Origin of the sequence: Streptomyces sp. NPDC048718 (assembly GCF_043198875.1) — a bacterium.
GTDB lineage: Bacteria > Actinomycetota > Actinomycetes > Streptomycetales > Streptomycetaceae > Streptomyces.
Genome location: NZ_JBICVG010000003.1, coordinates 299,959 through 324,431 on the forward strand (window position 1 = coordinate 299,959; position 24,473 = coordinate 324,431).

Annotated in this window: 19 protein-coding genes and 1 pseudogene; 11 read left to right on the forward strand and 9 right to left on the reverse strand. The window is 71.4% G+C overall.

Translation table 11 applies throughout. The features are described from left to right. Nucleotides 1–3 precede the first annotated feature (3 nt). The 6 genes and pseudogenes from ACGFRB_RS07010 (at nt 4) to pulA (ending at nt 12,116) form a co-directional block, all read left to right on the forward strand. Nucleotides 4–1,017 (forward strand): sugar ABC transporter permease, encoded by a 1,014-nt coding sequence (locus ACGFRB_RS07010; RefSeq protein WP_363012515.1) that lies wholly within the window; start codon nt 4–6, stop codon nt 1,015–1,017. Further along, a complete protein-coding gene (locus tag ACGFRB_RS07015) occupies nt 1,014–1,928 on the forward strand; it encodes a sugar ABC transporter permease (protein ID WP_393240051.1) in 915 nt (304 codons plus the stop codon). The genes ACGFRB_RS07010 and ACGFRB_RS07015 overlap by 4 nt, the downstream gene beginning before the upstream one ends. Nucleotides 1,929–2,101: 173 nt before the next feature. Next, entirely contained in the window at nt 2,102–3,775 is a 1,674-nt protein-coding gene (locus ACGFRB_RS07020; protein ID WP_393240054.1) for an alpha-amylase family glycosyl hydrolase, read from the forward strand. After that, nucleotides 3,763–4,827 carry a LacI family DNA-binding transcriptional regulator gene (locus tag ACGFRB_RS07025; protein ID WP_363012513.1) on the forward strand — a complete coding sequence of 355 codons (1,065 nt, stop codon included), beginning with the start codon at nt 3,763–3,765 and terminating at the stop codon, nt 4,825–4,827. The genes ACGFRB_RS07020 and ACGFRB_RS07025 overlap by 13 nt, the downstream gene beginning before the upstream one ends. A gap of 216 nt (nt 4,828–5,043) precedes the next feature. After that, nucleotides 5,044–6,426: pseudogene (locus tag ACGFRB_RS07030) on the forward strand (alpha-amylase family protein); the annotation flags it as partial. A 314-nt stretch (nt 6,427–6,740) separates the two neighbouring features. Continuing rightward, entirely contained in the window at nt 6,741–12,116 is a 5,376-nt protein-coding gene (pulA, locus tag ACGFRB_RS07035) for a pullulanase-type alpha-1,6-glucosidase (protein ID WP_393240057.1), read from the forward strand. Between the two features lie 202 nt (nt 12,117–12,318). On the opposite strand, the gene ACGFRB_RS07040 is transcribed toward pulA, so the two are convergent. Then, nucleotides 12,319–12,828 (reverse strand): GNAT family N-acetyltransferase, encoded by a 510-nt coding sequence (locus ACGFRB_RS07040; RefSeq protein ID WP_393240060.1) that lies wholly within the window; start codon nt 12,826–12,828, stop codon nt 12,319–12,321. 57 nt (nt 12,829–12,885) lie between these two features. On the opposite strand from ACGFRB_RS07040, the gene ACGFRB_RS07045 reads away from it, so the two are divergent. Then, the gene (locus tag ACGFRB_RS07045; RefSeq protein WP_393240062.1) at nt 12,886–13,218 is read left to right on the forward strand and encodes a 5-carboxymethyl-2-hydroxymuconate Delta-isomerase; all 333 of its coding nucleotides are present in this window, start codon (nt 12,886–12,888) and stop codon (nt 13,216–13,218) included. Between the two features lie 56 nt (nt 13,219–13,274). Here the strand turns inward: ACGFRB_RS07045 and ACGFRB_RS07050 are convergent, their stop codons facing one another. Continuing rightward, entirely contained in the window at nt 13,275–13,982 is a 708-nt protein-coding gene (locus tag ACGFRB_RS07050) for a TetR/AcrR family transcriptional regulator (RefSeq protein ID WP_363012510.1), read from the reverse strand. Between the two features lie 38 nt (nt 13,983–14,020). On the opposite strand from ACGFRB_RS07050, the gene ACGFRB_RS07055 reads away from it, so the two are divergent. Further along, entirely contained in the window at nt 14,021–14,437 is a 417-nt protein-coding gene (locus ACGFRB_RS07055; RefSeq protein ID WP_393240065.1) for a hypothetical protein, read from the forward strand. A gap of 54 nt (nt 14,438–14,491) precedes the next feature. Here the strand turns inward: ACGFRB_RS07055 and ACGFRB_RS07060 are convergent, their stop codons facing one another. From ACGFRB_RS07060 to glnII, 5 genes are all read right to left on the reverse strand, one after another. After that, nucleotides 14,492–15,607 (reverse strand): PDR/VanB family oxidoreductase, encoded by a 1,116-nt coding sequence (locus tag ACGFRB_RS07060; RefSeq protein WP_393240068.1) that lies wholly within the window; start codon nt 15,605–15,607, stop codon nt 14,492–14,494. Next, nucleotides 15,607–16,566: a metal-dependent hydrolase gene (locus ACGFRB_RS07065; protein WP_393240071.1), complete on the reverse strand. Its 960-nt coding sequence runs from the start codon at nt 16,564–16,566 to the stop codon at nt 15,607–15,609. The genes ACGFRB_RS07060 and ACGFRB_RS07065 overlap by 1 nt, the downstream gene beginning before the upstream one ends. A gap of 122 nt (nt 16,567–16,688) precedes the next feature. Continuing rightward, the gene (locus ACGFRB_RS07070; RefSeq protein ID WP_393240073.1) at nt 16,689–17,489 is read right to left on the reverse strand and encodes a tyrosine-protein phosphatase; all 801 of its coding nucleotides are present in this window, start codon (nt 17,487–17,489) and stop codon (nt 16,689–16,691) included. Nucleotides 17,490–17,569: 80 nt separating this feature from the next. Then, nucleotides 17,570–18,175, reverse strand: coding sequence for a winged helix-turn-helix domain-containing protein (locus ACGFRB_RS07075; RefSeq protein ID WP_393240076.1), 606 nt, complete (start codon nt 18,173–18,175; stop codon nt 17,570–17,572). 473 nt (nt 18,176–18,648) lie between these two features. Then, the gene (gene glnII / locus ACGFRB_RS07080) at nt 18,649–19,680 is read right to left on the reverse strand and encodes a glutamine synthetase (RefSeq protein WP_363012504.1); all 1,032 of its coding nucleotides are present in this window, start codon (nt 19,678–19,680) and stop codon (nt 18,649–18,651) included. Nucleotides 19,681–20,022: 342 nt separating this feature from the next. Here glnII and ACGFRB_RS07085 point away from each other — a divergent pair, with 342 nt between their 5' ends. Further along, nucleotides 20,023–20,964, forward strand: a complete 942-nt coding sequence (locus tag ACGFRB_RS07085; protein WP_393240079.1) for a Gfo/Idh/MocA family protein — start codon at nt 20,023–20,025, stop codon at nt 20,962–20,964. Nucleotides 20,965–21,130: 166 nt separating this feature from the next. On the opposite strand, the gene ACGFRB_RS07090 is transcribed toward ACGFRB_RS07085, so the two are convergent. Next, entirely contained in the window at nt 21,131–21,490 is a 360-nt protein-coding gene (locus ACGFRB_RS07090) for an arsenate reductase family protein (protein WP_363012502.1), read from the reverse strand. Between the two features lie 148 nt (nt 21,491–21,638). Between ACGFRB_RS07090 and ACGFRB_RS07095 the strand changes: the two genes are divergently transcribed. Next, nucleotides 21,639–21,914 (forward strand): hypothetical protein, encoded by a 276-nt coding sequence (locus ACGFRB_RS07095; protein ID WP_393240082.1) that lies wholly within the window; start codon nt 21,639–21,641, stop codon nt 21,912–21,914. A gap of 98 nt (nt 21,915–22,012) precedes the next feature. Here ACGFRB_RS07095 and glnA read toward each other — a convergent pair whose 3' ends face one another. Next, complete coding sequence (glnA, locus tag ACGFRB_RS07100; protein WP_361237324.1) at nt 22,013–23,422, reverse strand: type I glutamate--ammonia ligase; 1,410 nt, start codon at nt 23,420–23,422, stop codon at nt 22,013–22,015. A gap of 246 nt (nt 23,423–23,668) precedes the next feature. Between glnA and ACGFRB_RS07105 the strand changes: the two genes are divergently transcribed. Then, complete coding sequence (locus ACGFRB_RS07105; RefSeq protein ID WP_363012499.1) at nt 23,669–24,136, forward strand: RDD family protein; 468 nt, start codon at nt 23,669–23,671, stop codon at nt 24,134–24,136. Nucleotides 24,137–24,473: the final 337 nt, after the last annotated feature.

Genomic DNA, 24,473 nt, shown 5'->3' on the forward strand with positions numbered 1-24,473 from the left:
CTGATGGCTGTGGATTCCAGCGGCCAGTCGGTGGTGAAGGTCGCGAGCGACGATGTCGCGCGCGGCCGGAGCCGCGGAACTGGCAAGCGGCGGAGGAGTGCCAAGAGCTCCCTCGCCACCCACTGGTACGCCGGGGCGATGGTCGCACCGGTCGTACTCGTGATCGGTGTGATCATCGGATATCCGCTGGTCCGCGGTATCTGGCTGTCGCTCACCGACGCCAACGAGCGCAATGTCGAGCGCTCCATCGGTGTCAACCACATCCCCGCGACTTACGAGTTCGTGGGACTCGACAACTACGCCGACGCGCTCACCGGCGACCAGTTCCTCGGCACGCTCGGCTGGACGCTGCTGTGGACGGTGTCCTGCGTCTCGGTCACCTTCTGCCTCGGCCTCGGCCTCGCCGTCCTGCTCAACCGCAAGATCGCCGGCCGCTCCGTCTACCGGACGCTGCTGATCCTGCCCTGGGCCGTTCCCGGCTTCGTCTCGGTCTTCTCCTGGCGTTTCCTTTACAACAAGGACAACGGCCTGCTGAACAAGATCCTGGCGGGCGGCGGCATCGACGCGATCCCGTGGCTCAACGACCCGACCTGGGCCAAGTTCTCGGTCATCGCGGTCAACGTCTGGATCGGCATCCCGTTCATGATGGTCGCCCTCCTCGGCGGGCTCCAGTCCATCCCCGGCGAGCTGTACGAGGCCGCCGAGATGGACGGCGCGAACGCCTTCCAGCGGTTCCGCCACATCACCCTGCCCGGACTGCGCTCGGTGTCCTCCACGGTGACCCTGCTCTCCGTCATCTGGACCTTCAACCAGTTCCCGGTGATCTTCCTGCTCACCCGGGGCGGACCGGGCGAGGCCACCCAGATCCTGGTGACCCAGGCGTTCAAGTTCTCCTTCGAGATCAGCCCCCGCGACTTCGCCCAGTCCTCCACCTGGGGCGTTCTGATCCTGATCCTCCTGATGGCCTTCGCCGCGGTCTACCGCCGGGTCCTCCGCAAGCAGGGAGAAGTCTGGTGACCACCGCCTCCGCCCCCACCGACCGCCGCGGCACCCGCGCCGCGCGCGCGGGCGCCGCCCCGGCCGGCCGGGCCAGGCCCCGCCGCCGCGGCGAGCGTTCGCCGCTCGCGTCGATCGCGCTGCACCTCACCCTGATCGTCGCCTCGGTGATCGCGGTCTTCCCGGCCCTGTGGGTCCTGCTGACCTCGCTCAAGCCCGCGTCGTACGCGACGACCACGGACTTCTTCAAGGAGCCGACGCTCGAGAACTACACGAGCCTGCTGAGGGACACCCCGTTCCTCACCTGGTTCGGCAACTCGATGCTGATCGCCTTCTTCACCACCCTGCTCGGCGTCTTCATCTCCTGCACCACTGGCTACGCCGTCAGCCGCTTCCGTTTCGCCGGCAAGCGCGGACTGATGTGGGTCCTGCTGATCACCCAGATGTTCCCGGTCGCCGTCCTCATCGTGCCGATCTACAACATCCTGTCGTCGATGGGCCTGCTCAACAACGCCACCGGCCTGGTCGTCACCTACATGACGATCGCCGTGCCATTCTGCGCGTGGATGATGAAGGGCTTCTTCGACAGCATCCCGCGCGAGATCGACGAGTCGGGGTACGTCGACGGCCTCAACCCGTTCGGCACCTTCTGGCGGCTGATCCTGCCGCTGGCCAAGCCGGGCATCGCCGTGACCGCCTTCTACTCCTTCATCACGGCCTGGGGCGAGGTCGCCTACGCCTCCGCCTTCATGGTCGGCGACGAGAACCTCACCCTCGCCGGCGGTCTGCAGAAGTTCGTGAACCAGTACAGCGCCCAGTGGGGCCCGATGTCCGCGGCCTCCGTGCTCATCGCCGTCCCCGCCGCGCTGGTGTTCCTCTTCGCCCAGCGCCACCTGGTGACCGGCATGTCCGCCGGCGCCGTCAAGGGCTGAGCCCACCCGGCCGGGACCGGGAGCCGGCGGTGCGTCACTCCGTACGGATGTACGGGACGGACGCGCCGCCCGGCCCCCGCCCCGCCGCCGGCGGCCCCGCCCGCCCCGCCAGACGCCCCACCTCCCGCCGCCGTCCCGTGTCCGCACGGCTCCTCCCACGACGCTAGGAAGACATGACCCAGCACCTCACCACCGCCACCGACGCCGCCCCCGCCACCGGCACGCAGTCGGACTGGTGGAGAGACGCGGTGATCTACCAGGTCTATCCGCGCAGCTTCGCCGACGGAGACGGCGACGGCATGGGCGACCTCCCGGGCATCCGCAGCCGGCTGCCGTACCTCAGGGACCTCGGTGTCGACGCCGTCTGGCTCTCCCCCTTCTACGCCTCCCCGCAGGCCGACGCCGGTTACGACGTCTCCGACTACCGGACCATCGACCCGATGTTCGGCACGCTCGCCGACGCCGACGCCCTCGTCCGCGAGGCCCACGACCTGGGCCTGAAGATCATCGTGGACCTGGTCCCCAATCACTCCTCGGACAAGCACGAGTGGTTCCAGCGCGCCCTGGCGGAGGGCCCCGGCTCCCCGCTGCGCGCCCGCTACCACTTCCGTGCCGGCAAGGGCGACAGCGGCGAACTCCCGCCCAACGACTGGGAGTCCATCTTCGGCGGCCCCGCGTGGACCCGCACCGAGAACCCGGACGGCACTCCCGGCGACTGGTACCTGCACCTCTTCGCGCCCGAGCAGCCCGACTTCAACTGGGAACACCCGGCCGTCCGCGACGAGTTCCGCTCCATCCTGCGCTTCTGGCTGGACACCGGTGTCGACGGCTTCCGCGTCGACGTCGCCCACGGTCTCGTCAAGGCCGAGGGCCTGCCCGACATCGGCGGCCACGACCAGCTCAAGCTGCTCGGCAACGACGTCATGCCGTTCTTCGACCAGGACGGCGTGCACGAGATCTACCGCTCCTGGCGCACCGTCCTCGCCGAGTACGGCGACGACCGCGTCCTGGTCGCCGAGGCGTGGACCCCGACCGTCGAGCGCACCGCCAACTACGTGCGCCCCGACGAGATGCACCAGGCCTTCAACTTCCAGTACCTGGGCACCTATTGGGACGCGGCCGAGCTGCGGGCCGTGATCGACACCTCGCTCGCCGCGATGCTCCCGGTCGGCGCCCCCACCACCTGGGTGCTGTCCAACCACGACGTCACCCGGCACGCCACCCGCTTCGCCAACCCGGCCGGCCTCGGCACCCAGATGCGCACCCCCGGCGACCGCGAACTCGGTCTGCGCCGGGCCCGCGCCGCGACCCTGCTGATGCTGGCGCTGCCCGGCTCCGCGTACGTCTACCAGGGCGAGGAGCTCGGCCTGCCGGACGTCACCGACCTGCCCGACGAGGTCCGCCAGGACCCGTCGTTCTTCCGGGCCACCGGCCAGGACGGCTTCCGCGACGGCTGCCGGGTGCCGATCCCGTGGACCATCGAGGGCTCCTCGTACGGCTTCGGCGACGGCGGCTCCTGGCTGCCGCAGCCCGCCACCTGGGGCGGCCTCAGCGTCGAGGCGCAGACCGGCGACCCGACGTCCACCCTGGAGCTGTACCGCTCCGCGCTCGCCGTGCGGCGCGCGGAGCCCGGACTCGGTGCGGGCACGTCCGTGGAGTGGCTGGAGGCCCCCGAGGGCGTCCTCGCCTTCCGTCGCGACGGCTTCGTCTGCACCGCCAACACCACCGGCCGGGAGATCACAGTCCCGCGTCCCGGCCGGTTCCTGCTCGCCAGCGAGTCCCTGGACTCGTCCGGTGAGGAGAACGTCGCACTGCCCGCCGACACCACGGTCTGGTGGGCGGTGTGACGATCCCGCTGTCGCGGGGCGCAGGAGGGGGCGCCCCGCGGCTCGCGGACATCGCCGCGCAGTCAGGGGTGAGCGAGGCCACCGTCAGCCGGGTCCTCAACGGCAAGGCGGGGGTGGCCGGTGCGACCCGGCACCGGGTCCTCGCCGCGCTCGACGTGCTCGGCTACGAGCGGCCGGTACGGCTGAAACGGCGCAGCGCGGGGCTGATCGGTCTGGTCATCCCCGAGCTGACCAACCCGATCTTCCCGGCGTTCGCGCAGGTCATCGAGCAGGTCCTGGCCGGGCACGGCTACACCCCGGTGCTGTGTACCCAGATGCCCGGCGGCGCCACCGAGGACGAGCTGGTCGACCAGCTCGTGGAGCGCGGGGTGGCCGGCATCGTCTTCCTGTCCGGGCTGCACGCGGACGCCTCCGCCGACCCGGCCCGCTACACCCGGCTCGCCACGCGCGGGGTGCCGTTCGTCCTCATCAACGGCTTCAACGAGCGGGTGGACGCCAACTTCGTCTCGCCCGACGACCGGGCGGCGGCCCGGATGGCCGTCCGTCATCTCGTCGAACTCGGCCATGAACGCATCGGGTTGGCCATCGGGCCGGTCCGGTACGTCCCCTCGCGCCGCAAGGCCGAGGGGTTCGCCGCCGAGCTCCACGAACGGCTCGGCATCGGCCGGGCCGACGCGGAACGCTTCATCCGGCCCACCCTGTTCGGTGTCGAAGGCGGGCACGCCGCCGCCGATCCGCTGCTCGCGGACGGCTGCACGGGCATCGTCTGCGGCTCCGACCTGATGGCGCTCGGCGTGGTCCGGGCCGCCCGCGCCCGCGGGCTCGACGTCCCCGGGGACGTCTCCGTGGTCGGCTTCGACGACTCCCCGCTGATCGCCTTCACCGACCCGCCGCTGACCACCATCCGCCAGCCGGTGCAGGCGATGGCGACGGCCGCCGTCGGCACGCTCCTGGAGGAGATCGAGGGAAACCCGGTCCAGCGCACGGAGTTCGTCTTCCAGCCGGAACTGGTGGTGCGCGGCTCGACCGCGCAGTGCCGCACGGCGCTCTGACCTCGTCACAGAGCCTTCCGACGGCCCCTGGCGTCCTGCCGGGGCCGCGCTGTTTTCCGGCCCTGTTCCCGACGGGCATGCCCCCGGTGTCTTCCTTTGTGCGGAAAGGGTTGACCGCACACCTGTACGCCCCTACGGTCGCGCTGAAATCCGTTGCTGTCGCTTGCGGAAATTTCTTGCGAACCGCTGGTGACGGGGAACCGCACAGGAGGAACCATGGCCAGAAAGACCGTGTCCGCAGCGCTCGCCCTCACGGCGGGCGCCGCCCTGGCCGTCACGGCACCCGCGCCCGTCGCCCAGGCGACACCCCCCGGCACCAAGGACGTCACCGCCGTGATGTTCGAGTGGAACTTCGCCTCGGTCGCCAAGGCGTGCACCACCCAACTCGGCCCCGCCGGTTACGGCTACGTCCAGGTCTCGCCGCCGCAGGAGCGCATCCAGGGCTCGCAGTGGTGGACCGGCTACCAGCCGGTCAGCTACAAGATCGCCGGCCCCCTTGGCGACCGCACCGCCTTCAAGTCGATGATCGACACCTGCCACACCGCCGGTGTGAAGGTCGTCGCCGACTCCGTCATCAACCACATGACCGCCGGATCCGGTGTCGGCACGGGCGGCAGCAGCTACTCCAAGTACGACTACCCCGGCACCTATTCGGGCTGGGACATGGACGACTGCCGCGCCGAGATCACCAACTACCAGGACCGCGCCAACGTCCAGAACTGCGAACTCGTCGGCCTCGCCGACCTCGACACCGGCGAGGACTACGTGCGCGGCCGGATCGCCGCGTACCTCAACGACCTGCTCTCCCTTGGCATCGACGGCTTCCGCATCGACGCCGCCAAGCACATGCCGGCGGCCGACCTCGCCAACATCAAGTCCCGGCTGACCAAGCCCTCCGTCTACTGGAAGCAGGAGGCCATCTACGCGGCGGGCGAGCCCATCTCCCCGACCGAGTACCTGGGCAACGGCGATGTCCAGGAGTTCCGTTACGCCCGCGACCTCAAGCGGGTCTTCCAGAACGAGAAGCTGGCCTACCTCAACAACTTCGGCGAGGGCTGGGCCTACATGCCCTCCGCCCAGTCCGCCGTCTTCGTCGACAACCACGACACCGAGCGCGGCGGCGACACCCTCAACTACAAGAACGGCGCCGACTACACCCTCGCGAACGTCTTCATGCTCGCCTGGCCGTACGGTTCCCCGGACGTCCACTCCGGCTACGAGTGGACGAACAAGGACGCCGGCGCCCCCGCCAACCACCAGGTGGACGCCTGTTACCAGAACGGCTGGAAGTGCCAGCACGCCTGGCGCGAGATCTCCTCGATGGTCGGCTTCCGCAACACCGCGCGCGGCCAGTCCGTCGCCAACTGGTGGGACAACGGCAACAACGCCATAGCCTTCGGCCGGGGTTCGGCCGCGTACGTCGCGATCAACCACGAGACCTCGACCCTCACCCGCACCTTCCAGACCTCCCTGCCCGCCGGCAACTACTGCGACGTGCAGCGCGACAACACCCGGGTGACGGTGGACTCGACGGGCAAGTTCACCGCGACGCTGGCCCCCAACACGGCGGTGGCCCTGCACACGGGCGCGCGTAGCTGCTGAGCCTGATCCCCCTCCCTCCCTTCACCCACCCCCCTCACTCAAGCGGGAGGGGTGCGGGGTGGTGCGCCACGACGCGGACGGGAGCGGGGGCCGGGGAGGGGGTCGTGTTCGGAACGTAAAGCGTGATTTGTGGCGCGGAAACAGCAACGCCTCACGCACAAGTCAGGCGACCGCGCCGTAAATCATGCAGTGCGGAACACGAGCCCCCGGACCGGCCCACGCGCACCACCCACGAACCCCAGCGCACCGCCCCAGCACCCCGAACGCGCCCCCACGCCCCGCCACCCCCGCACTTCCTGGGAGCAACCCCCGTGATACGCAAGAGAACGTCGGTCGCACTGGCCGCCGCCCTATGCGCGGCCCTCGTGCCCGCCACCGCCGCCACCGCGGCCCCCGCGGCCCTCGTGCCCGCGCTGCCCGCAACCGCGGCCCCCGCCGCCCCCGCTCCACCGACAGACCGCGCCCTCGCCGCGACGCCCGCCCGCCATGAACTGACCCGCGAGCAGTTCTACTTCGTGCTGCCCGACCGCTTCGCCAACGGCAGCACCGCCAACGACCGAGGCGGACTGACCGGCAGCCGCACCCAGACCGGCTTCGACCCGACCGACAAGGGCTTCTATCAGGGCGGCGACCTCAAGGGCCTGACCGACCGGCTCGACTACATCAAGGGCCTCGGCACCACCGCCATCTGGATGGCACCGATCTTCAAGAACCGCCCGGTGCAGGGCGAGGGCAAGGACGCCAGCGCCGGCTACCACGGCTACTGGATCACCGACTTCACCCAGGTCGACCCGCACTTCGGCACCAACGACGACCTGAAGAAGCTCATCAAGGCCGCCCACGCCAAGGGCATGAAGGTCTTCTTCGACGTCATCACCAACCACACCGCCGACACCGTCGACTACGCCGAGAAGAAGTACGGCTACCGCTCGAAGGGCGCCTACCCGTACCTGGACACCACCGGCCGCCCCTTCGATGACCGCGAGGGCGTCCCGGCGAAGGCGGTGGACGCCCGCTCCTTCCCGTACACCCCGGTCGCCACCTCCCGGGACAAGGTCCCGGCCTGGCTCAACGACCCCACGATGTACCACAATCGGGGCGACTCCACCTGGGCCGGCGAGTCCGCCGAGTACGGCGACTTCGTCGGCCTGGACGACCTGTGGACCGAACGCCCCGAGGTCGTCGAGGGCATGAAGAAGATCTACGAGAAGTGGGTCCACGACTTCGACGTCGACGGCTTCCGTCTCGACACCGTCAAGCACGTGAACCTCGGCTTCTGGACCCAGTGGGCCACCGCGCTCGACGCGTACGCCAAGAAGCAGGGCCGGGACGACTTCTTCATGTTCGGCGAGGTCTACTCCGCCGACCCGGCCGTCACCGCGCCGTACGTCACCCGGGGCCGGATCGACGCCACGCTCGACTTCCCCTTCCAGGACGCCGCCCGCGCCTACGCCTCCCAGGGCGCCGGCGCCGACAAGCTGTCCAAGCTCTACGCCGAGGACTACCGCTACACGACCGACAAGGCCAACGCCTACGAGCAGGTCACCTTCCTCGGCAACCACGACATGGGCCGCGTCGGCGCCTTTCTCAAGCAGGACCACCCGGACGCCTCCGACGCCGAACTCCTCCAGCGGGCCCGTCTCGCCGACGAGTTGATGTTCCTGACCCGTGGTAACCCGGTGGTCTACTACGGCGACGAGCAGGGCTTCACCGGCGCCGGCGGCGACAAGGACGCCCGCCAGACCCTCTTCGCGTCGAAGGTCGCTGACTACCTGGACGACGATGAGATCGGCACCGACCGCACCCACGCCTCCGACGCCTACGACACCGGCCATCCGCTCTACAAGACGATCGCCGCCCTGTCGAAGCTGACCCGCGAACACCCCGCCCTGCGCGACGGAGTGCAGCGTGAGCGGTACGCCGAGGGATCGGTCTACGCCTTCACCCGGACCGACCCGAAGCAGCGCACCGAATATCTCGTCGCCACCAACAGCGCGACCACGGCGAAGACGGTCACCGTGCCCGTCGACTCGGCCACGTTCCATACCCTGTACGGCGGTCAGGGCACCGTCACGGCCAAGAACGGGGCCGTCACGGTCACCGTCCCGGCCCTGTCCAGCCTCGTCCTCGCGGCCGACGCCCCGCTCCCCGCACCGGCCGCCGCGCCGACCGTCTCACTCAAGGCCCCGGCCGCCGGAGCCACCGGGACCGTCGAGATCAGCGCCGACGTCACCGGCGGCGGCTTGAACCGGGTCGTCTTCGCCGCCCAGACCGGCGACGGCCCCTGGCGGACCCTCGGCACCGCCGACCACGCCCCGTACAAGGTCACCCAGCACGTCACCGCCCCCGCCGGCACCCCGCTGCGCTACAAGGCCGTCGCCGTCGACTCCGCGGGCCGCACCGCGAGCGCCCTCGCCAACACCACCGCGGGCCAGGTCCCGGCACCCGAGAAGCCCGTCGCCGTCGAGCGCACCTGGGGCGTCGTCCACTACCAGCGCGACGACAAGAACTACACCGGCTGGACCCTGAAGTCGGCCGGCCAGAGCGTCCCGTTCAGCGGCCGCGACGCGTACGGCGCCTTCGCCTGGGTCCGGGTACCCGAGGGCGAGTCCACCCTCCCGTACACCGTCGAGAAGGACGGCACCGCCGACGGCCCCGAGCGGAGCATCGCACTCGCCCGCACCGGCGAGGTCTGGATCACGGCGGGCGACCCCGGCCAGTCGGACACCGCCCCCGCGACCGCCCCCCAGGACAAGACCAAGGCCGTCCTGCACTACCAGCGCGCCGACGGCGACTACGACGGCTGGGGCCTGCACCTGTGGACCGGCGCCGCCCAGCCCACCGACTGGTCCAAGCCGCTGATGCCGGCCCGCTTCGACGCCTACGGCGCCGTCTACGAGGTGCCGCTCACCGACGGCGCCACGAACCTCTCCTACATCGTCCACAAGGGCGACCAGAAGGACCTGCCCACCGACCAGTCCCTCGACCTCGGCACCTACGGCCACGAGGTCTGGATGCTCGGCGGCGAGCCCCGCTATCTGCTCCCGCAGACCGGTGGCACCCCCGACCTCGACCTCGGCAAGGCCGAGGCCCAGTGGATCGACCGCGACACCGTCGTCTGGAAGGTGAAGGCCACCGACGCGACCAGCCAGCAGCTGGTGTACGCGCCGGGCACGGCGAGCGGCGGCATCACCGTCACCGACGGCGCCCTCAGTGACGAGGGCCGCTGGCTCCGCCTCGCCCCCACCGCGCTCACCGACGCCCAGAAGGCGAAGTTCCCGCACCTGCGGGACTACCCCGCCTTCCGTGTCGACCCGCGCGACACCGCCCGGGTCCGCGACTCGCTGCGCGGCCAGCTCCTCGCCACCCAGCGCGCGGCTGGGGGCACCTCCCAGGCCGGAGGCTCTGGGGGAGGCGCGCTGCTCGCCGCCACCGGTGTCCAGACCGCCGGAATCCTCGACGACCTGTACGCGAAGCAGGCGGGCAGCGCCGCGCTCGGCCCGGTGTTCCAGGGCGGCAAGCCGACCCTGTCCGTCTGGGCCCCGACCGCCCAGTCCGTCGCCCTCGAGCTCGACGGCAGGACCGTCGCGATGCACCGCGACGACGCCTCCGGAGTCTGGTCCGTCACCGGTACGAAGGCGTGGACCGGCAAGCCGTACCGCTACGTCGTGAAGGTCTGGGCGCCGAGCGTCCAAAAGACCGTCGAGAACCGGGTCACCGACCCGTACGCGACCGCCCTCACCACCGACTCGGCCCGCGGTCTCGTCGTCGACCTCGCAGACCCGGCGCTCGCGCCGAAGGGCTGGCAGAACCTGAAGAAGCCCGCCGCCGTCCCGCTGCGCGACGCGCAGATCCAGGAACTGCACATCCGTGACTTCTCCGTCGCGGACTCCACCGTCCCCGCCGCCCACCGAGGCACCTACCTCGCCTTCACCGACACCGGCAGCGCGGGCTCGCGCCACCTCAAGGACCTCGCCGCCGCCGGCACCTCGTACGTCCACCTGATGCCCGCCTTCGACATCGGCACCATCCCCGAGAAGAAGAGCGACCAGACCACCCCCGCCTGCGACTTGAAGGTCTACGCCCCCGACTCCGAGGAGCAGCAGGCCTGCGTCATGGCCGCCGCGGCCAAGGACGCCTACAACTGGGGCTACGACCCGCTGCACTACACCGTGCCCGAGGGCTCGTACAGCACCGACCCCGAAGGAACCCGCCGCACCACCGAGTTCCGGAACATGGTCCAGGCCCTCAACGGCGAGGGACTGCGCACGGTCATGGACGTCGTCTACAACCACACAGTGGCGGCCGGGCAGTCCGACAAGTCCGTGCTCGACCGCATCGTGCCCGGCTACTACCAGCGCCTGGCGGCCGACGGCTCCGTCACCACCTCCACCTGCTGCGCCAACACCGCGCCCGAGAACGCCATGATGGGCAAGCTCGTCGTGGACTCGGTCGTCACCTGGGCCAAGCAGTACAAGGTCGACGGCTTCCGCTTCGACCTCATGGGCCACCACCCGAAGGAGAACATCCTCGCGGTGCGCCGCGCCCTCGACGCCCTGACCGTGGCGAAGGACGGCGTCGACGGCAAGGCGATCATCCTGTACGGCGAGGGCTGGAACTTCGGCGAGGTCGCCGACGACGCCCGCTTCGTCCAGGCCACCCAGAAGAACATGGCCGGCACCGGCATCGCCACCTTCTCCGACCGCGCCCGCGACGCCGTGCGCGGCGGCAGCCCCTTCGACGACGACCCCGGCGTCCAGGGCTTCGCCTCCGGCCTGTACACCGACCCCAACTCCTCGCCCGCGAACGGCACTCCGGAGCAGCAGAAGGCCCGCCTCCTGCACGAGCAGGACCTGATCAAGGTCGGCCTGACCGGCAACCTCGCCGGATACACCTTCACCGACACCTCCGGGCGTACGGTCAAGGGCTCCGAGGTCGACTACAACGGCGCCCCGGCCGGCTACGCGGACGCGCCCGGAGATGCCCTCGCCTACGCGGACGCCCACGACAACGAGTCCCTGTTCGACGCCCTGGCCTTCAAGCTGCCGGCATCGACCCCGGCCGCCGACCGGGCCAGGACGCAGGTCCTCGCCATGGCCACCGCCACCCTGTCCCAGGGCCCGTCGCTCTCCCAGGCGGGCAGCGACCTGCTGCGCTCCAAGTCCCTGGACCGCAACTCCTACGACAGCGGCGACTGGTTCAACGCCCTCCACTGGGACTGCCGCGACGGCAACGGCTTCGGCATCGGACTCCCGCAGGCCGCCGACAACAAGTCCAAGTGGGGTTACCAGAAGCCCCTGTTGGCCAACCCCGCGATCAAGCCCGGCTGCGCCGAGATCGACGGCGCCTCGGCCGCCTACCGCGACCTGCTGAAGATCCGCACGACCGAGCCCGCCTTCTCGCTCGCCACCACCCGGCGGGTCCAGGACACCCTGTCCTTCCCGCTGTCCGGCCGCGACGAGACGCCCGGCGTCATCACCATGCGTCTCGGCGACCTGGTCGTCGTCTTCAACGCCACACCGAAGGAGCAGCGCCAGACCGTCGCGGCCCTGGCCGGCTCGGGCTACCGACTGCACCCGGTGCAGTCGGGCGGTACCGACAAGGCCGTGAAGTCGGCCTCGTACGAGACCGGTTCGGGCACCTTCACCGTCCCGGCGCGCACGGTGGCGGTGTTCACCGCGCGGTAGTCGCGTTCCCCGCTTCGACATACACGTGCGGCCGTGCCCTGGAGATGACAGGGGCGCGGCCGCGCGTTCGTGTGGGAGGGGGTGCCGGGCAGGAGGCAGGCGGTGACTCCGGCGACGAAGGCCGCCCAGGCCGTCCGGGCCGCCGTCGGGACGGCCGGCGCGGGGCCGTCCGGGCTCTCGCCGTCCCGGACCGGTGCCCCGCTCAGCCCAGTGCCTTCTCCATCAGCGCCACGGTGTACGCGCGCCCGTCCGCCGCCATCTTCTCCAGCCGCCCGGTCACCGTGTACCCCGCGCCCTCGTAGTACGTCCGCAGCCGGGGATCGCCCTCCTCGCAGTCCAGCCGGGCCAGCCTCCGTCCCGCCGCCGCCATCCGCTCCTCCGCGTGCGCGAGCAGCACCCGCCCGGTCCCGGCGGGCGCCACCGCCCGGTCGGTCATCAGCCGGTGGACATAGCCCGCGACCGGCGGCTGCGTGCCCCACACCGACGCGTCCTCCCACCACAATTCGTACGCCCCGGCCTCCCGCCCCTCGTACAGCGCCAGCCATACCTCGCCCTCGGCGATCCGCGCCGCGAAGTGCCCGGGCCCGCGCGTCCCCGGCCGCCACTGGTCGATCCGGCTGCGCAGCATCCAGCGCGCCGCGTCGTCGTGCAGCCGCACCAGAACGTCGAGGTCCCGGTCGTCGGCCCGCCGGAAGGTCACTTGTACCGTCATGGCGATCACCGTAAGGGTGAGACCAGCACATCCGTACCAGCAGGAGCGTTCCCCGCCATGCCGCACATCACCGTCGACTACTCCGCGCCGCTCGACCGGCGCGGCTTCGCCCTCGCGCTGCACCCGATCGTCGTCGAGACGGTCGGCGCGCGCCTCGCCGCCTGCGTGACCAGCTTCCGCGAGGTGGAGGAGACGGTGAGCGGCGACGGCACGGGAGCGGACGCCCTCGTCCACGTCGACATCGCCCTGCTCGCGGGCCGCAGCCCCGAGGCCAAGGCCCGGCTCTCGGCGGCCGTGCTCGACCTGCTGCCCGGGTACGTGAAGGGCGCCGAGGGTGTCACCCTGAGCGCCGAGGTACGCGACCTCGACCCGTCCTACGCCAAGAGCTGACCGGCCACCAGCCACCGGGCCGCCGTCGAAGCCGCCGGCCCCGCCGGGCCTTTCCGTCAGGCAGGAGACGGCAGCTCCGGCGCGAGCGCCACGAGCCGGCCCACCAGGTCGCCGAACGGCCCGTCGGCCGGCTCGTCGGCGAGGATCCGGATCAGGACGTCCGCCATCTCCTTGTCGTACGCGGCACTCACCGCCGACAGCGCCGCGAAGTCGTGCACGAGCTGCAACTCCAGCTCCTCGCGCGGCACCCGGCGCCCGTCCAGCCACAGCAGCGCCGTCGACTCGGCGAGCGACACCCAGGAACGGACGACCAGTTCGAGCCGCGCCGAGGGCCGGTCGACGGCCAGGTGCGTCAGTATCTGCTCGTACGCGGCCTGCCGTACCTCGTCGATCATGGCGCTGGCCTTCGACGAACCGGCCGCCGGGCCGCCGCGCATCAGCGCCGCGAATCCCGGGCCGTGCTCGTCGACGAAGTCGAAGAACCGGCCCATGACCCGCAGCAGTCGCGCCCCGAGCGGGCCGCTCGGCGGCTCGACGAAGCGCGCCGCGAGCTCGTCGGCCGCGCGGCGCAGGGCCGCTTCGTAGAGGGACTGCTTGCCGGGAAAGTAGTGGTAGACCAGCGGCCGCGAGATGCCCGCGGCCGCCGCGATCTCGTCGATGGAGACCTCGTCGGGGGAGCGGTGGCTGAACAGCTCCAGGGCCACCCCGATCAGTTGCTGCTTGCGCTCCTCGACGCCCATCCTGCGGCGTACCCCGGTCGTCATGCGAACAGCCTATCGGGAGTCCGTTACGCTCCCGGCACATGAGCGCTTCCGAGCAGGACACCCAGGAGACCAAGGACCGTCAGGACCCGGGGGATCCCAAGGGGACCCCGGACGCCACCCCGGCCACCCCGATCGGCGAGGCGGCCGAGGCGATCGAGACGATCGGGGCCGAGGGTGCCGAGGAGGCGGTGGACGAGGCGACCGGCCTCACCCCCCGGCAGGCCCGGCTGGCGCGCATAGCCGCCGGGTCGGTCGTCCTGGTGGCGATGGCCGTGGTCCTGGTGATCCGGCTCGCGGCCCATACGTCCGTCCTCGTCGTCGGCGTGTACGGGCTCGCCATGATCCTGTGCGGGATCGTCATCGAACTCTCCCGCAACGGGCGTACCAGGCTGGCCACTTGGCTGCTCGGCGCGGGTCTGGTCGCGACCCTGTCGATGGACTGGCTGCTGCCCTGATCCCGAAGCCGGCCGGATCCGGAGCTGGGGCCCGGACCGGTGCCGGCCCTACGGTCAGAGGTCGAGCACCAGCCGCTCGCCCGCGCAGCGCGAGACGCAGATCAGCATGGAACCGGCCCGTTCCTCGTCCGTGAGCAGCTCGTCTTGATGGTCCACCTCGCCGGCCAGGACGTCCTGCCGGCAGGTGCCGCAGAAGCCCTGCTGGCAGGAGTAGAGCAGGCCCGGCACCACTTCCCGTACGGCCGAGAGCACCGACTGGTCGGCGGCCACCGCCACCGTCCGCTCGCTGCGCCGCAGTTCGACCTCGAAGGCCGTTCCGCCTTCCGCCCGCGCGGCCGAGAATCGCTCCAGGTGCGGTGAACGGCCCTCCGGCAGCGCGGCGGTGACGGCGTCCATCAGGCCGTCCGGGCCGCAGCAGTAGACCTCGGTCCCGGCGGGCAGTCGAGCGAGGAAGGACAGATCGGGCCGGCCGTCGGTGTCCTCGGCGGCGATCGTCGTACGGTCACCGTCCTGCCCGAGCTTCTCCGCCTCTTCGGCGTACGGCATGGTGGCGCGGCTGCGCCCGCAGTACAGCAGCCGCCACTCGGCCCCGGCCGCCTCGGCGGCGCGCACCATCGGCAGGACGGGCGTGATGCCGATGCCGCCGGCGACGAAGACGTACGCGGGAGCCGGGGCCAGCGGGAAGCGGTTGCGCGGCCCGCGGATCTCGATCTCCGTTCCCACGGCCAGCTGTTCGTGCACCTCGCGCGAACCGCCGCGTCCGCCCGCGGCCTCCTCGATCAGCCGGGTGGCGATCGTGTAGGCGCCGCCGTCGGCCGGATCGCCGCACAGCGAGTACTGCCGTACGGTCCCGGAGGGCAACACCAGATCGATGTGCGCACCCGGCTTCCAGGCGGGCAACCCGGTGCCCTCCAGGCGGAGTTGGACCACTCCCTCGGCGGGCTCGGTGCGCCGGGCGACCCGCACCCGCCGGGTCACGGTGGCCAACCGGCCGTAACCGGAGACGGGTTCGTCGAGCGTGGGCATCGGCCACAGCGGCGAGTTCTCGATCCGGCGGCTCACCGCCCGCTTGACGAGCAGCGCGGCACCGGCGACGAGGACGACGGTACGCAGGCGCGGGAGCGCGCGGTTCAGAGCGCGGGCGGAGGCAAGAGTGGAGGCCCGGGCCATCAGCGGTGGCCTCCGTTCGCGCCGGGGGAGGTGGCGAGATAGGCGGCGGCCTGCACGGTCGAACCCTCCGACGAAGGGTGGTAGTTGGGGCTCAGATAGCGGGGGATGGAGCGCAGCATGTCGGGTGTCGACGGCAGGACGCCCTCGCGGCCCTTGCGGACGAACTGTCCGACGCTCGGCTTCGCTTCGAGAAGCGTCGGGTCGTGCTCCATGAAGAAGCGGACCCCGCGCTGCCACAGGAAGACGAGCGCCGAGAACGCGGCGGCCCAGGTACGGGCGCGCCGCCGGTAGCCGCCGTCGAGGTGCAGGAAGAGTTCGTAGGCGACCGAGCGGTGCTCGACCTCCTCGGCGCCGTGCCAGCGCAGCAGGTCGAGCATGACGGGGTCGGCGCCGACCCGGTCGAGTTCGTCGGCGTTGAGCACCCAGTTGCCGAGGAAGGCGGTGTAGTGCTCGATGGCGGCGATCAGCGCGACCCGCTCCATCAGCCACCAGCGGCGCGGCCGGCCGGGCGGCAGGGTCCGGTCGCCGAGCAGCTTCTCGAAGAACCAGTCGACCTGTGCGGTGTACGGGGTGGGGTCGAGCCCGAGCCGCTTGAGGTGGGGCAGGACGTCGTCGTGGGCCTGAGAGTGGACGGCCTCCTGCCCGATGAAGCCGATGACGTCCGCGCGCAGCCGCTCGTCGGTGATGTACGGCAGCACCTGCTTGTACACGTGCACGAACCAGCGCTCGCCCGCGGGGAGCAGCAGGTGCAGCACGTTGATCGTGTGCGTGGTGAACGGGTCGCCGGGAACCCAGTGGAGCGGGGTCTCCTCCCAGTCGAAGGCGACCTTGCGGGCCTTGAGCTCGATGTGCTCGGACCCGGGCTCGGCCTTCGACTGAGTCCCGGGCCCCGACCGAGAACCGGACCCCGACCGAGGCCCGGACGGGGACGCCACCGGTGCGGGCTGCGTATTAGACATGGCGTCAATGTACTGAGGGGTAAGCCGAGGTGCCAGGGGTCGCGCACCGACTTTTCGCCGGAGAGGGGTGGTTCGTCGGTTCGGACAGGGGGCCGCCACGAGGCCCGTGCGCCTGGCGGGGCTCAGGCCTCGTGCACCGTCAGGCGCTCCCGCAGCACGGTCACGGCCTCGTCCGGGACGCCGAGCCCCTCCTGTACGTACCGCTCCATCGACCCGTACCGCGCCTGGACCTCCTCCAGCGCCGCCTCCAGATACTCCGGCAGCACGCCGACCAGCGAGAGCGCCAGCTCGGGGTCGCCACCCTGGGCCGTGAACCCCTCGATGAGCGGCGCGAACGCCGCCCGCACCCCCGCGTTGACCGACAGATATTCGGCCATCGTCGTCTCCTCGTCCGCGCCGAGCAGCGCGAGCACGAGCGTCGCCGCCCAGCCGGTGCGGTCCTTGCCCGCCGTGCAGTGGAAGAGCAGCGGCCCGCCGAACGGATCGCCCAGCTCGGTCAGGAAGGCCCGGTAGGAGGCCCGCGCCGACGCGCTGTGCACGAAGGCCCGGTACGTCCGCTCGAACGACGCCCGCACCCGGCCCCCGCCCAGCAACTGCTCGGCCAGCGCCGGATCGGCGAGCAGTGTCCTCATCCGCGCGGCCGGCGGCAGTCCGCTGCTCGCCAGCTGGTCGGCGAGCACGTCCGCGACGAGCGGCCGCGCACCCGCCGGGACATGATCGGGGTGCTCGGCCCGCTCCAGCGTGGTGCGGAAGTCGACGACCGTACGGATGCCCAGCGCGGCCACCGCCGGCTCGGCCGGATCGAGCCGGTCGAGCTGCCCGGAACGGAACACCAGACCCGCGCGCACACTGCGCCCGCCGCCGAGCGGGAGCGCGCCGAGATCACGGAGATTGGCGACGGTGGCTGCGGGGATGGCGGGCATGCGTCGGCTCCTCGGCCAGCAGGCGTGCTTTGTGGCACTCTGGCGCCCTTCACGGCGATTCCCCGCACCGTAGCCGAAGGTCAGGGCAGGTACTTGTAACCGACCCGCCGCACGGTCTGGATCGTGTGCCGGTGCTCGGCGCCGAGCTTGCGGCGCAGCCGCGCCACATGCACGTCGACGGTGCGGCCGTCGCCCACGTGCCCGTATCCCCACACCGTCCGGACCAACTGGTCCCGGGTGTGCACCCGGTGCGGATGGGCGACCAGATGGGCGAGCAGCTCGAACTCGAGATACGTGAGGTCGAGCGCCCGCCCGTCGACGCGGGCGATCCGCCGCGCGCCGTCGATCGCCACCGCGCCCGCCTCGGCGAGCGGCGCGGCGGCCGTCTCGGGGCCGGCCGGCAGCATCACCAGATAGCCGACCATCGGCGGGCGGCCGGGCAGGGCGGGAAGCGTGTGCTGCGGGGCGGGCAGCAGGGTGGCACCGGGCGGCAGGAACTCGGCGACCTCCGCGAGCCGGCCCCACGTGGCGTCAGGCGGGATCGGGGCCTGGGGCTGCGCGGGGGCAGGGGCGGGCGCGGGCGCCGGGGCGGGTGCGACGGAACTCTGCGCCGGGGCGGGTGCGACGGCGCGCAGCCGGGGGCGGAGAAGAGGGTGTGACGGGGCGACGGCACGGATGTGGGCCATGGGAAAGTCAGCTCTTTCGCGCGAGGGCGGGCGAACGGTAGTCGTACGTACGCGATGCGCGGCGGCCGAAGGCCGGGGCCGGATGCGGATCCGGCGGGGCTTTAGAGGGCCGGCGCGTTCCTCATGCGCCGACAGCACCGGTCGTAGTCGTGGTGCTGACGGGAAGGCCAGAACGGCTCGAGGTCGTGACGCCCCGACGCGGTGTCGTTCCCGATGCTGGCCATATCCCTATTAAAGCAGCAGGGAAGTCCTGCGGTCAGTACCTGTGTTCGGCCACACACCGGCCGACGGGCCGTCCCGGCGCGCCACTTGGGGCGCGGGGACGAGCCGGGGGCGGGAAGGAGGCGGGGAGGGGGTGGGGAGGGGGTGGGGACGAGGGCGGGCGCGGGCACGTGTGGCGGGACGCCGAAGGGGCGCCGGCCGTACACGCGGTACGGCGGGCGCCCCTTCGGCGTCGTCGGAGACGTGGCGGATCAGACCTGGCCGGCCTTCTCCAGGGCCTCGCAGCAGGTGTCGACGATCAGACGGGTCACCGTGTACGGGTCCACGTTGGCGTTCGGCCGGCGGTCCTCGATGTAACCCTTCTGGTCCCGCGCGACCTGCCACGGGATGCGGACCGAGGCACCGCGGTCGGAGACGCCGTACTTGTACTCGTCCCACGGAGCGGTCTCGTGCAGACCGGTCAGCCGGTCGTCGATGCCCGCGCCGTAGTTCTTGACGTGGTCGAGCGGCTTCGAGCCCTCGCCCAGCGACTCGCAGGCGGTGATGATCGCGTCGTAACCCTCGCGCATCGCCTTGGTGGAGAAGTTGGTGTGCGCGCCCGCGCCGTTCCAGTCGCCCTTCACCGGCTTCGGGTCCAGGGTCGCGGTGACGTCGAAGTCCTCGGCCGTGCGGTAGAGCAGCCAGCGGGCCACCCACAGCTGGTCGGCGACCTCCAGCGGCGCCAGCGGGCCGACCTGGAACTCCCACTGGCCCGGCATGACCTCGGCGTTGATGCCGGAGATGCCGAGACCGGCGGCCAGGCAGTTCTCCAGGTGCGCCTCGACGATCGGACGGCCGTGGATCTCGTCCGCGCCGACGCCGCAGTAGTAGCCGCCCTGCGGGGCCGGGAAGCCGTTCTCGGGGAAGCCGAGCGGGCGGGTGCCCTCGAAGAAGGTGTACTCCTGCTCGATGCCGAAGATCGGCTCCTGGGCGGCGTGCTTCGCGTAGACCTCGGCGAGCGCGGCACGGGTGTTGGTGTCGTGCGGCGTCATGTCCGTGTTGAGGACCTCGCACAGCACCAGGATGTCGCCGCCGCCGCGGATCGGGTCCGGGCAGGCGTAGACCGGCTTCAGGACGAGGTCGGAGGCGTGACCGCGGGCCTGGTTGGTGCTGGACCCGTCGAAGCCCCACAGCGGCAGCTCCTCCAGCGGCAGACCGGCACCCGCGATGATCTTCGTCTTGGAACGGAGCTTCGCGGTCGGCTCGGTGCCGTCGATCCAGATGTACTCGGCCTTGAAGGTCACGGGAACGTCATCCTTAGAGGGTGGTGCGAGTGCTCGGCGGCTCGCCGTGAGGCGGGCGCTGGGCGGGGCGGTGTCTGGCCAAAGCTTCGCAGGGCGGCATTTCCCACCCGTTGCCCGATTGTGAACCCCGTGTTAACGGGCCCGGGGTTCCGGGGATCGGGGCCGGAGCCGAGGGCGGGAATCGAGAGGCCGGACCCGAGAGGCCGGACCCGAGGGGTGCGGAGCTGTCCCTCCCGGAGCCCGTCCCCCGAATGGGCCCAGGGGCGAATCGGGGCCGCGACCGGGGCCGGATCAGGGGAATCCCGCATCCCTGCGCCGCACCCGACCGGCAGACTGGTGCGCATGACGACACTCCCCGGTACGAAGCCCCGCATCGGTCTCCTCGGCACCGGCCCCTGGGCCGAACGCACCCACGCGCCCGCGCTCGCGGCCCACCCGGGCGTGGAGTTCGCCGGGGTCTGGGGCAGGCGCCCCGAGGCCGCCGAAGCGCTGGCGGCAGCTCATGGCATCACGGCGTACGAGGACGTGGACGCCCTCTTCGCGGCCTGCGACGCCGTCGCGTTCGCCCTGCCGCCGGACGTCCAGGCCCCGCTCGCCGAGCGGGCCGCCGCCGCGGGCTGCCACCTGCTCCTCGACAAGCCGGTCGCCACCTCCGCGCCGGTGGCCCGGAAGACGGCGGACGCGGTGACGGCGGCCGACGTCGCGTCCGTCGTGTTCTGCACCCTGCGCTTCGCCGGGCCGACCGCCCGCTGGATCGAGGAACAGCGGGCGGCCGGAGACTGGTTCCTGGGCGAGGCGCACTGGCTGGGCGCGCTCTTCTCCCCCGAGGCGGGCAGCCCGTACGCGGCCTCGCCCTGGCGCCGCGAGAAGGGCGGCCTGTGGGACGTCGGCCCGCACGTCCTCTCCGTCTACCTGCCCATCCTCGGCGACGTCACCTCCGTCACCTGCGCCGCGGGCCGGGCCGATACCCGCCACCTGATCCTGCGCCACACCTCGGGCGCGAGCACCACCACGACCCTCACCCTCAGCGCCCCGCCCGCCACCTCCGAGGCCGCGCTGTCGCTGTACGGCGAGCGGGGCCGCTCGACGATGCCCGGCTGGGACGGCGCCGTGGACGCCTTCGCGAACGCGGTGGACGCCCTCCTGGAATCCATACGGACGGGCCGCCCGCACGCCTGCGACATCCGCTTCGGCGCGCGGCTGACCGAGATCCTGGCGGAGGCGGAACGACAGGTGGAGGAGGCACAGGCGGAGGTGCGGTCCGCTGGAGAGCAGGCGCACTGAGGACGGCCCGGCGGGGGTCCGGTGCCAAGGAACGGCCGCCGGGAGGGCCGGTAAGGGGAGACCCGGCGCCGGCCGGGCCCGGAACCCCGCGCGGCTCAGGCCCGGACCCTCCCGACCGGCCAGGCCCAGACCAGCGAGGCCCAGCCCCCCCGGCGCCCCGGCGGGGTCAGCGGGACAGCGCGTCCCGTACGGCCTCCTCGGACCGCCCCACGACGGCCGTGCCGTCCTCTGCGGTGATGAGGGGCCGCTGGATCAGCTTCGGGTGGGCGGAGAGCGCCTCCACCCACCGGTCCCGGCTCGCCGCGTCCTTCGGCCAGTCCTTCAGGCCGAGCTCCTTCGCGTCCGCTTCCTGTGTCCGCGTGATGTCCCACGGCTCCAGGCCCAGCCGCTCCAGCACGGCGCGGATCTCGTCCGGGGAGGGCACGTCCTCCAGGTAGCGGCGCACGGTGTAGTCGGCGCCCTCGGCGTCCAGCAGGGTCAGTGCGCTGCGGCACTTGGAACAGGCGGGATTGATCCAGATCTCCATGGCTCCAACGTACCGCCGAAACCACCGCCGAATTCCCTGGCAAAGCCGTTCTGGCCAGGGGCGATTGTCAGTGGTCCCCACTAAAATCGGGGGTGAAGGCGAGGGCCCCGGGGAGGGCTCTTGCCCACCGTTCGCCAGGAGGTCGCCCATGGCTGTCGCCATGATCCGGACACCGTCCCTCGAACCCTGGAAGCCGCTCCAGAAAAAGGCGCTCCCCGCGGGCCGCCCGCGGGAGTGGTACGTCGCCCACAACCGCCGGCTGAAGGCCATGCGCCTCGCGATAGCCCTGCTGGACGCGGGGGTCTACCTCCCGTCCCGGGCCACGAACGCCCGCATCCGCACCACCGCGTCCCAGGTCGGCATCCACCCGCCGTCCGACACCACCTGCCACATGGTCCGCGCCCTGATCCGCTACAGCCGCTGACCGCGCCCCGTCCCGGTCCCTGACGCACGACGGCCGTGCCTTCCCCGCGAGGGAAGGCACGGCCGGCAAGAACACGGTGCCGAGGGCACCGCACGCTCCTAGAGGTCGAAGTAGAGCTCGAACTCGTGCGGGTGCGGGCGGAGCTGGATGGGGGCGATCTCCTGGGTGCGCTTGTAGTCGATCCAGGTCTCGATCAGGTCGGAGGTGAAGACACCGCCGGCCTGGAGGTACTCGTTGTCCTCCTCCAGCGCCTTCAGGACGGAGGAGAGGTCGGTCGGGACCTGGGCGACGTTCGCGTGCTCCTCGGGAGCCAGCTCGTAGAGGTCCTTGTCGATCGGGTCGGCCGGCTCGATCTTGTTCTTGACACCGTCGAGGCCGGCCATGAGCAGGGCCGAGAAGGCGAGGTACGGGTTCGAGGACGGGTCCGGCGCGCGGAACTCGACGCGCTTGGCCTTCGGGTTCGAGCCCGTGATCGGGATGCGCATGGCGGCGGAGCGGTTGCGCTGCGAGTAGACCAGGTTGACCGGGGCCTCGAAGCCGGGCACCAGACGGTGGTAGGAGTTCACCGTCGGGTTGGTGAAGGCCAGCAGCGACGGGGCGTGCTTCAGGATGCCGCCGATGTAGTGGCGGGCCATGTCCGACAGGCCCGCGTAGCCGGCCTCGTCGTAGAACAGCGGCGCGCCGGCCTCCCACAGCGACATGTGGACGTGCATGCCCGAGCCGTTGTCACCGAAGATCGGCTTCGGCATGAAGGTCGCGGTCTTGTTGTTGCGCCAGGCGACGTTCTTCACGATGTACTTGAAGAGCATCAGGTCGTCGGCCGCGGCGAGCAGCGTGTTGAATTTGTAGTTGATCTCGGCCTGGCCGGCGGTGCCGACCTCGTGGTGCTGGCGCTCGACCTGGAGGCCGACCTTCTCCAGCTCCAGGGAGATCTCCGACCGCAGGTCGGCGAAGTGGTCGACCGGCGGGGCCGGGAAGTAGCCGCCCTTGTAGCGGACCTTGTAGCCCCGGTTGTCCTCCTCCTTGCCGGTGTTCCAGGCACCGGCCTCGGAGTCGATGTGGTAGAAGCCCTGGTTCGCCGAGGTCTCGAAGCGGACCGAGTCGAACACGTAGAACTCGGCCTCGGGGCCGAAGAACGCGGTGTCGGCGATGCCGGTGGAGGCCAGGTACGCCTCCGCCTTGCGGGCGATGTTGCGCGGGTCGCGGCTGTACTGCTCGCCCGTGATCGGGTCGTGGATGAAGAAGTTGATGTTCAGCGTCTTGTCGCGACGGAACGGGTCGAGGCGGGCCGTCGACAGGTCGGCGCGCAGCGCCATGTCCGACTCGTGGATGGCCTGGAAGCCGCGGATCGACGAACCGTCGAAGGCCAGCTCCTCGGCCGGGTCGAACGCCGTCGCCGGGATCGTGAAGTGCTGCATGACGCCGGGCAGGTCGCAGAAGCGGATGTCGACCATCTTGACGTCATTGTCCTGAATGTACTTCTTGGCCTCGTCGGCGTTCTGGAACATCCCACTCCTCCTACGCCCCGGCCCGGGAGGGCGGGGCTGCGGCTCGGTGTGTCGGCCCGTGTGGTGGCCCACGCTGGACCCGACCTTAGGCAGACCGGATTTCTCCAGCATGACCCATTTGTTTCGACGAAGTTAACCGAGCTGGTGGCACGGCCGGGGTATGACGGGCTGTTCTCGGCCTCGCGTCGCGCGGCGCGGACGCCCCCGGCCGGAAGTGATCGAAATCGGGCACAGTACCGTGGTCGGGTGGACAACAGGCAAGCACTTGGATCGTGGCTCTCCGGCCCCCGCGCCGCGGCCGAAGAAGCGGGCGTCGACTTCGGCTACCGCGGGCAGCAGCTCGGCCTGCCCGAGGAGGGCCCTGGCTCCATCGCCCGGCCCGGCCGCCGCCTCGGCGCCCTCGCCGTCGACTGGGCGCTGTGCATGCTGATCGCGTACGGCCTGATCACCCACCGCTACACCCAGGCCACCGGGAACTGGGCCGTGCTCATCCTCTTCGTCCTGAGCGTGCTCACGGTCGGCACCGTCGGCTTCACCCCCGGCAAGCGTCTTTTCGGCCTGCGGGTCGTCTCCGTCCGCGGTGGCCGCCTCGGCGTCCTCCGTGTCGCCCTGCGCAGCGCCCTCGTCTGCCTCGCCCTCCCGGCCCTCATCTGGGACCGCGACGGCCGCGGCCTGCACGACCGCTTCTCCGGCGCGGTCCAGGTCCGCATCTGAGGCGGCCTGATCCAGACTGATCCGGCCTGATTTCTTCGGGTCCGGACCGGCTCCGCGAAGGTTCCGGCCCGAAACGATCCGCCCCGTTCGGCATGCGATCAGGGAGCGGCTGTGATCCGGTCGTGATCGACCGCGATCCGATCCCGACCGGTAGTCCGTCATCTACGTGGGCCGGTACGCGTGTGGGTACGTGCGCGCACGTGAAAGAGGGGTGGCCCCGGCCCCGCGGGGGGGGGGGGCCCCCCCGGTGGGGGTGGGGGGGGGGGGAAGGCACCCGGGGGGGGGCGGGGCGCACGGGCCCCCCCCGGGCGGGGGCCCATCGGCAGCGGCCTGTTTG

What these genes read in the sequence shown, in the direction of transcription:
- ACGFRB_RS07065 (WP_393240071.1), bottom strand. Translation starts at nt 16,566, where the DNA reads ATGTCTAATACGCAGCCCGCACCGGTGGCGTCCCCGTCCGGGCCTCGG.
- ACGFRB_RS07040 (WP_393240060.1), bottom strand. Translation starts at nt 12,828, where the DNA reads ATGACGGTACAAGTGACCTTCCGGCGGGCCGACGACCGGGACCTCGAC.
- ACGFRB_RS07085 (WP_393240079.1), top strand. Translation starts at nt 20,023, where the DNA reads ATGACGACACTCCCCGGTACGAAGCCCCGCATCGGTCTCCTCGGCACC.
- ACGFRB_RS07055 (WP_393240065.1), top strand. Translation starts at nt 14,021, where the DNA reads ATGAGCGCTTCCGAGCAGGACACCCAGGAGACCAAGGACCGTCAGGAC.
- ACGFRB_RS07010 (WP_363012515.1), top strand. Translation starts at nt 4, where the DNA reads ATGGCTGTGGATTCCAGCGGCCAGTCGGTGGTGAAGGTCGCGAGCGAC.
- ACGFRB_RS07060 (WP_393240068.1), bottom strand. Translation starts at nt 15,607, where the DNA reads ATGGCCCGGGCCTCCACTCTTGCCTCCGCCCGCGCTCTGAACCGCGCG.
- ACGFRB_RS07075 (WP_393240076.1), bottom strand. Translation starts at nt 18,175, where the DNA reads ATGGCCCACATCCGTGCCGTCGCCCCGTCACACCCTCTTCTCCGCCCC.
- ACGFRB_RS07020 (WP_393240054.1), top strand. Translation starts at nt 2,102, where the DNA reads ATGACCCAGCACCTCACCACCGCCACCGACGCCGCCCCCGCCACCGGC.
- ACGFRB_RS07045 (WP_393240062.1), top strand. Translation starts at nt 12,886, where the DNA reads ATGCCGCACATCACCGTCGACTACTCCGCGCCGCTCGACCGGCGCGGC.
- glnA (WP_361237324.1), bottom strand. Translation starts at nt 23,422, where the DNA reads ATGTTCCAGAACGCCGACGAGGCCAAGAAGTACATTCAGGACAATGAC.
- ACGFRB_RS07095 (WP_393240082.1), top strand. Translation starts at nt 21,639, where the DNA reads ATGGCTGTCGCCATGATCCGGACACCGTCCCTCGAACCCTGGAAGCCG.
- ACGFRB_RS07050 (WP_363012510.1), bottom strand. Translation starts at nt 13,982, where the DNA reads ATGACGACCGGGGTACGCCGCAGGATGGGCGTCGAGGAGCGCAAGCAG.
- ACGFRB_RS07070 (WP_393240073.1), bottom strand. Translation starts at nt 17,489, where the DNA reads ATGCCCGCCATCCCCGCAGCCACCGTCGCCAATCTCCGTGATCTCGGC.
- ACGFRB_RS07090 (WP_363012502.1), bottom strand. Translation starts at nt 21,490, where the DNA reads ATGGAGATCTGGATCAATCCCGCCTGTTCCAAGTGCCGCAGCGCACTG.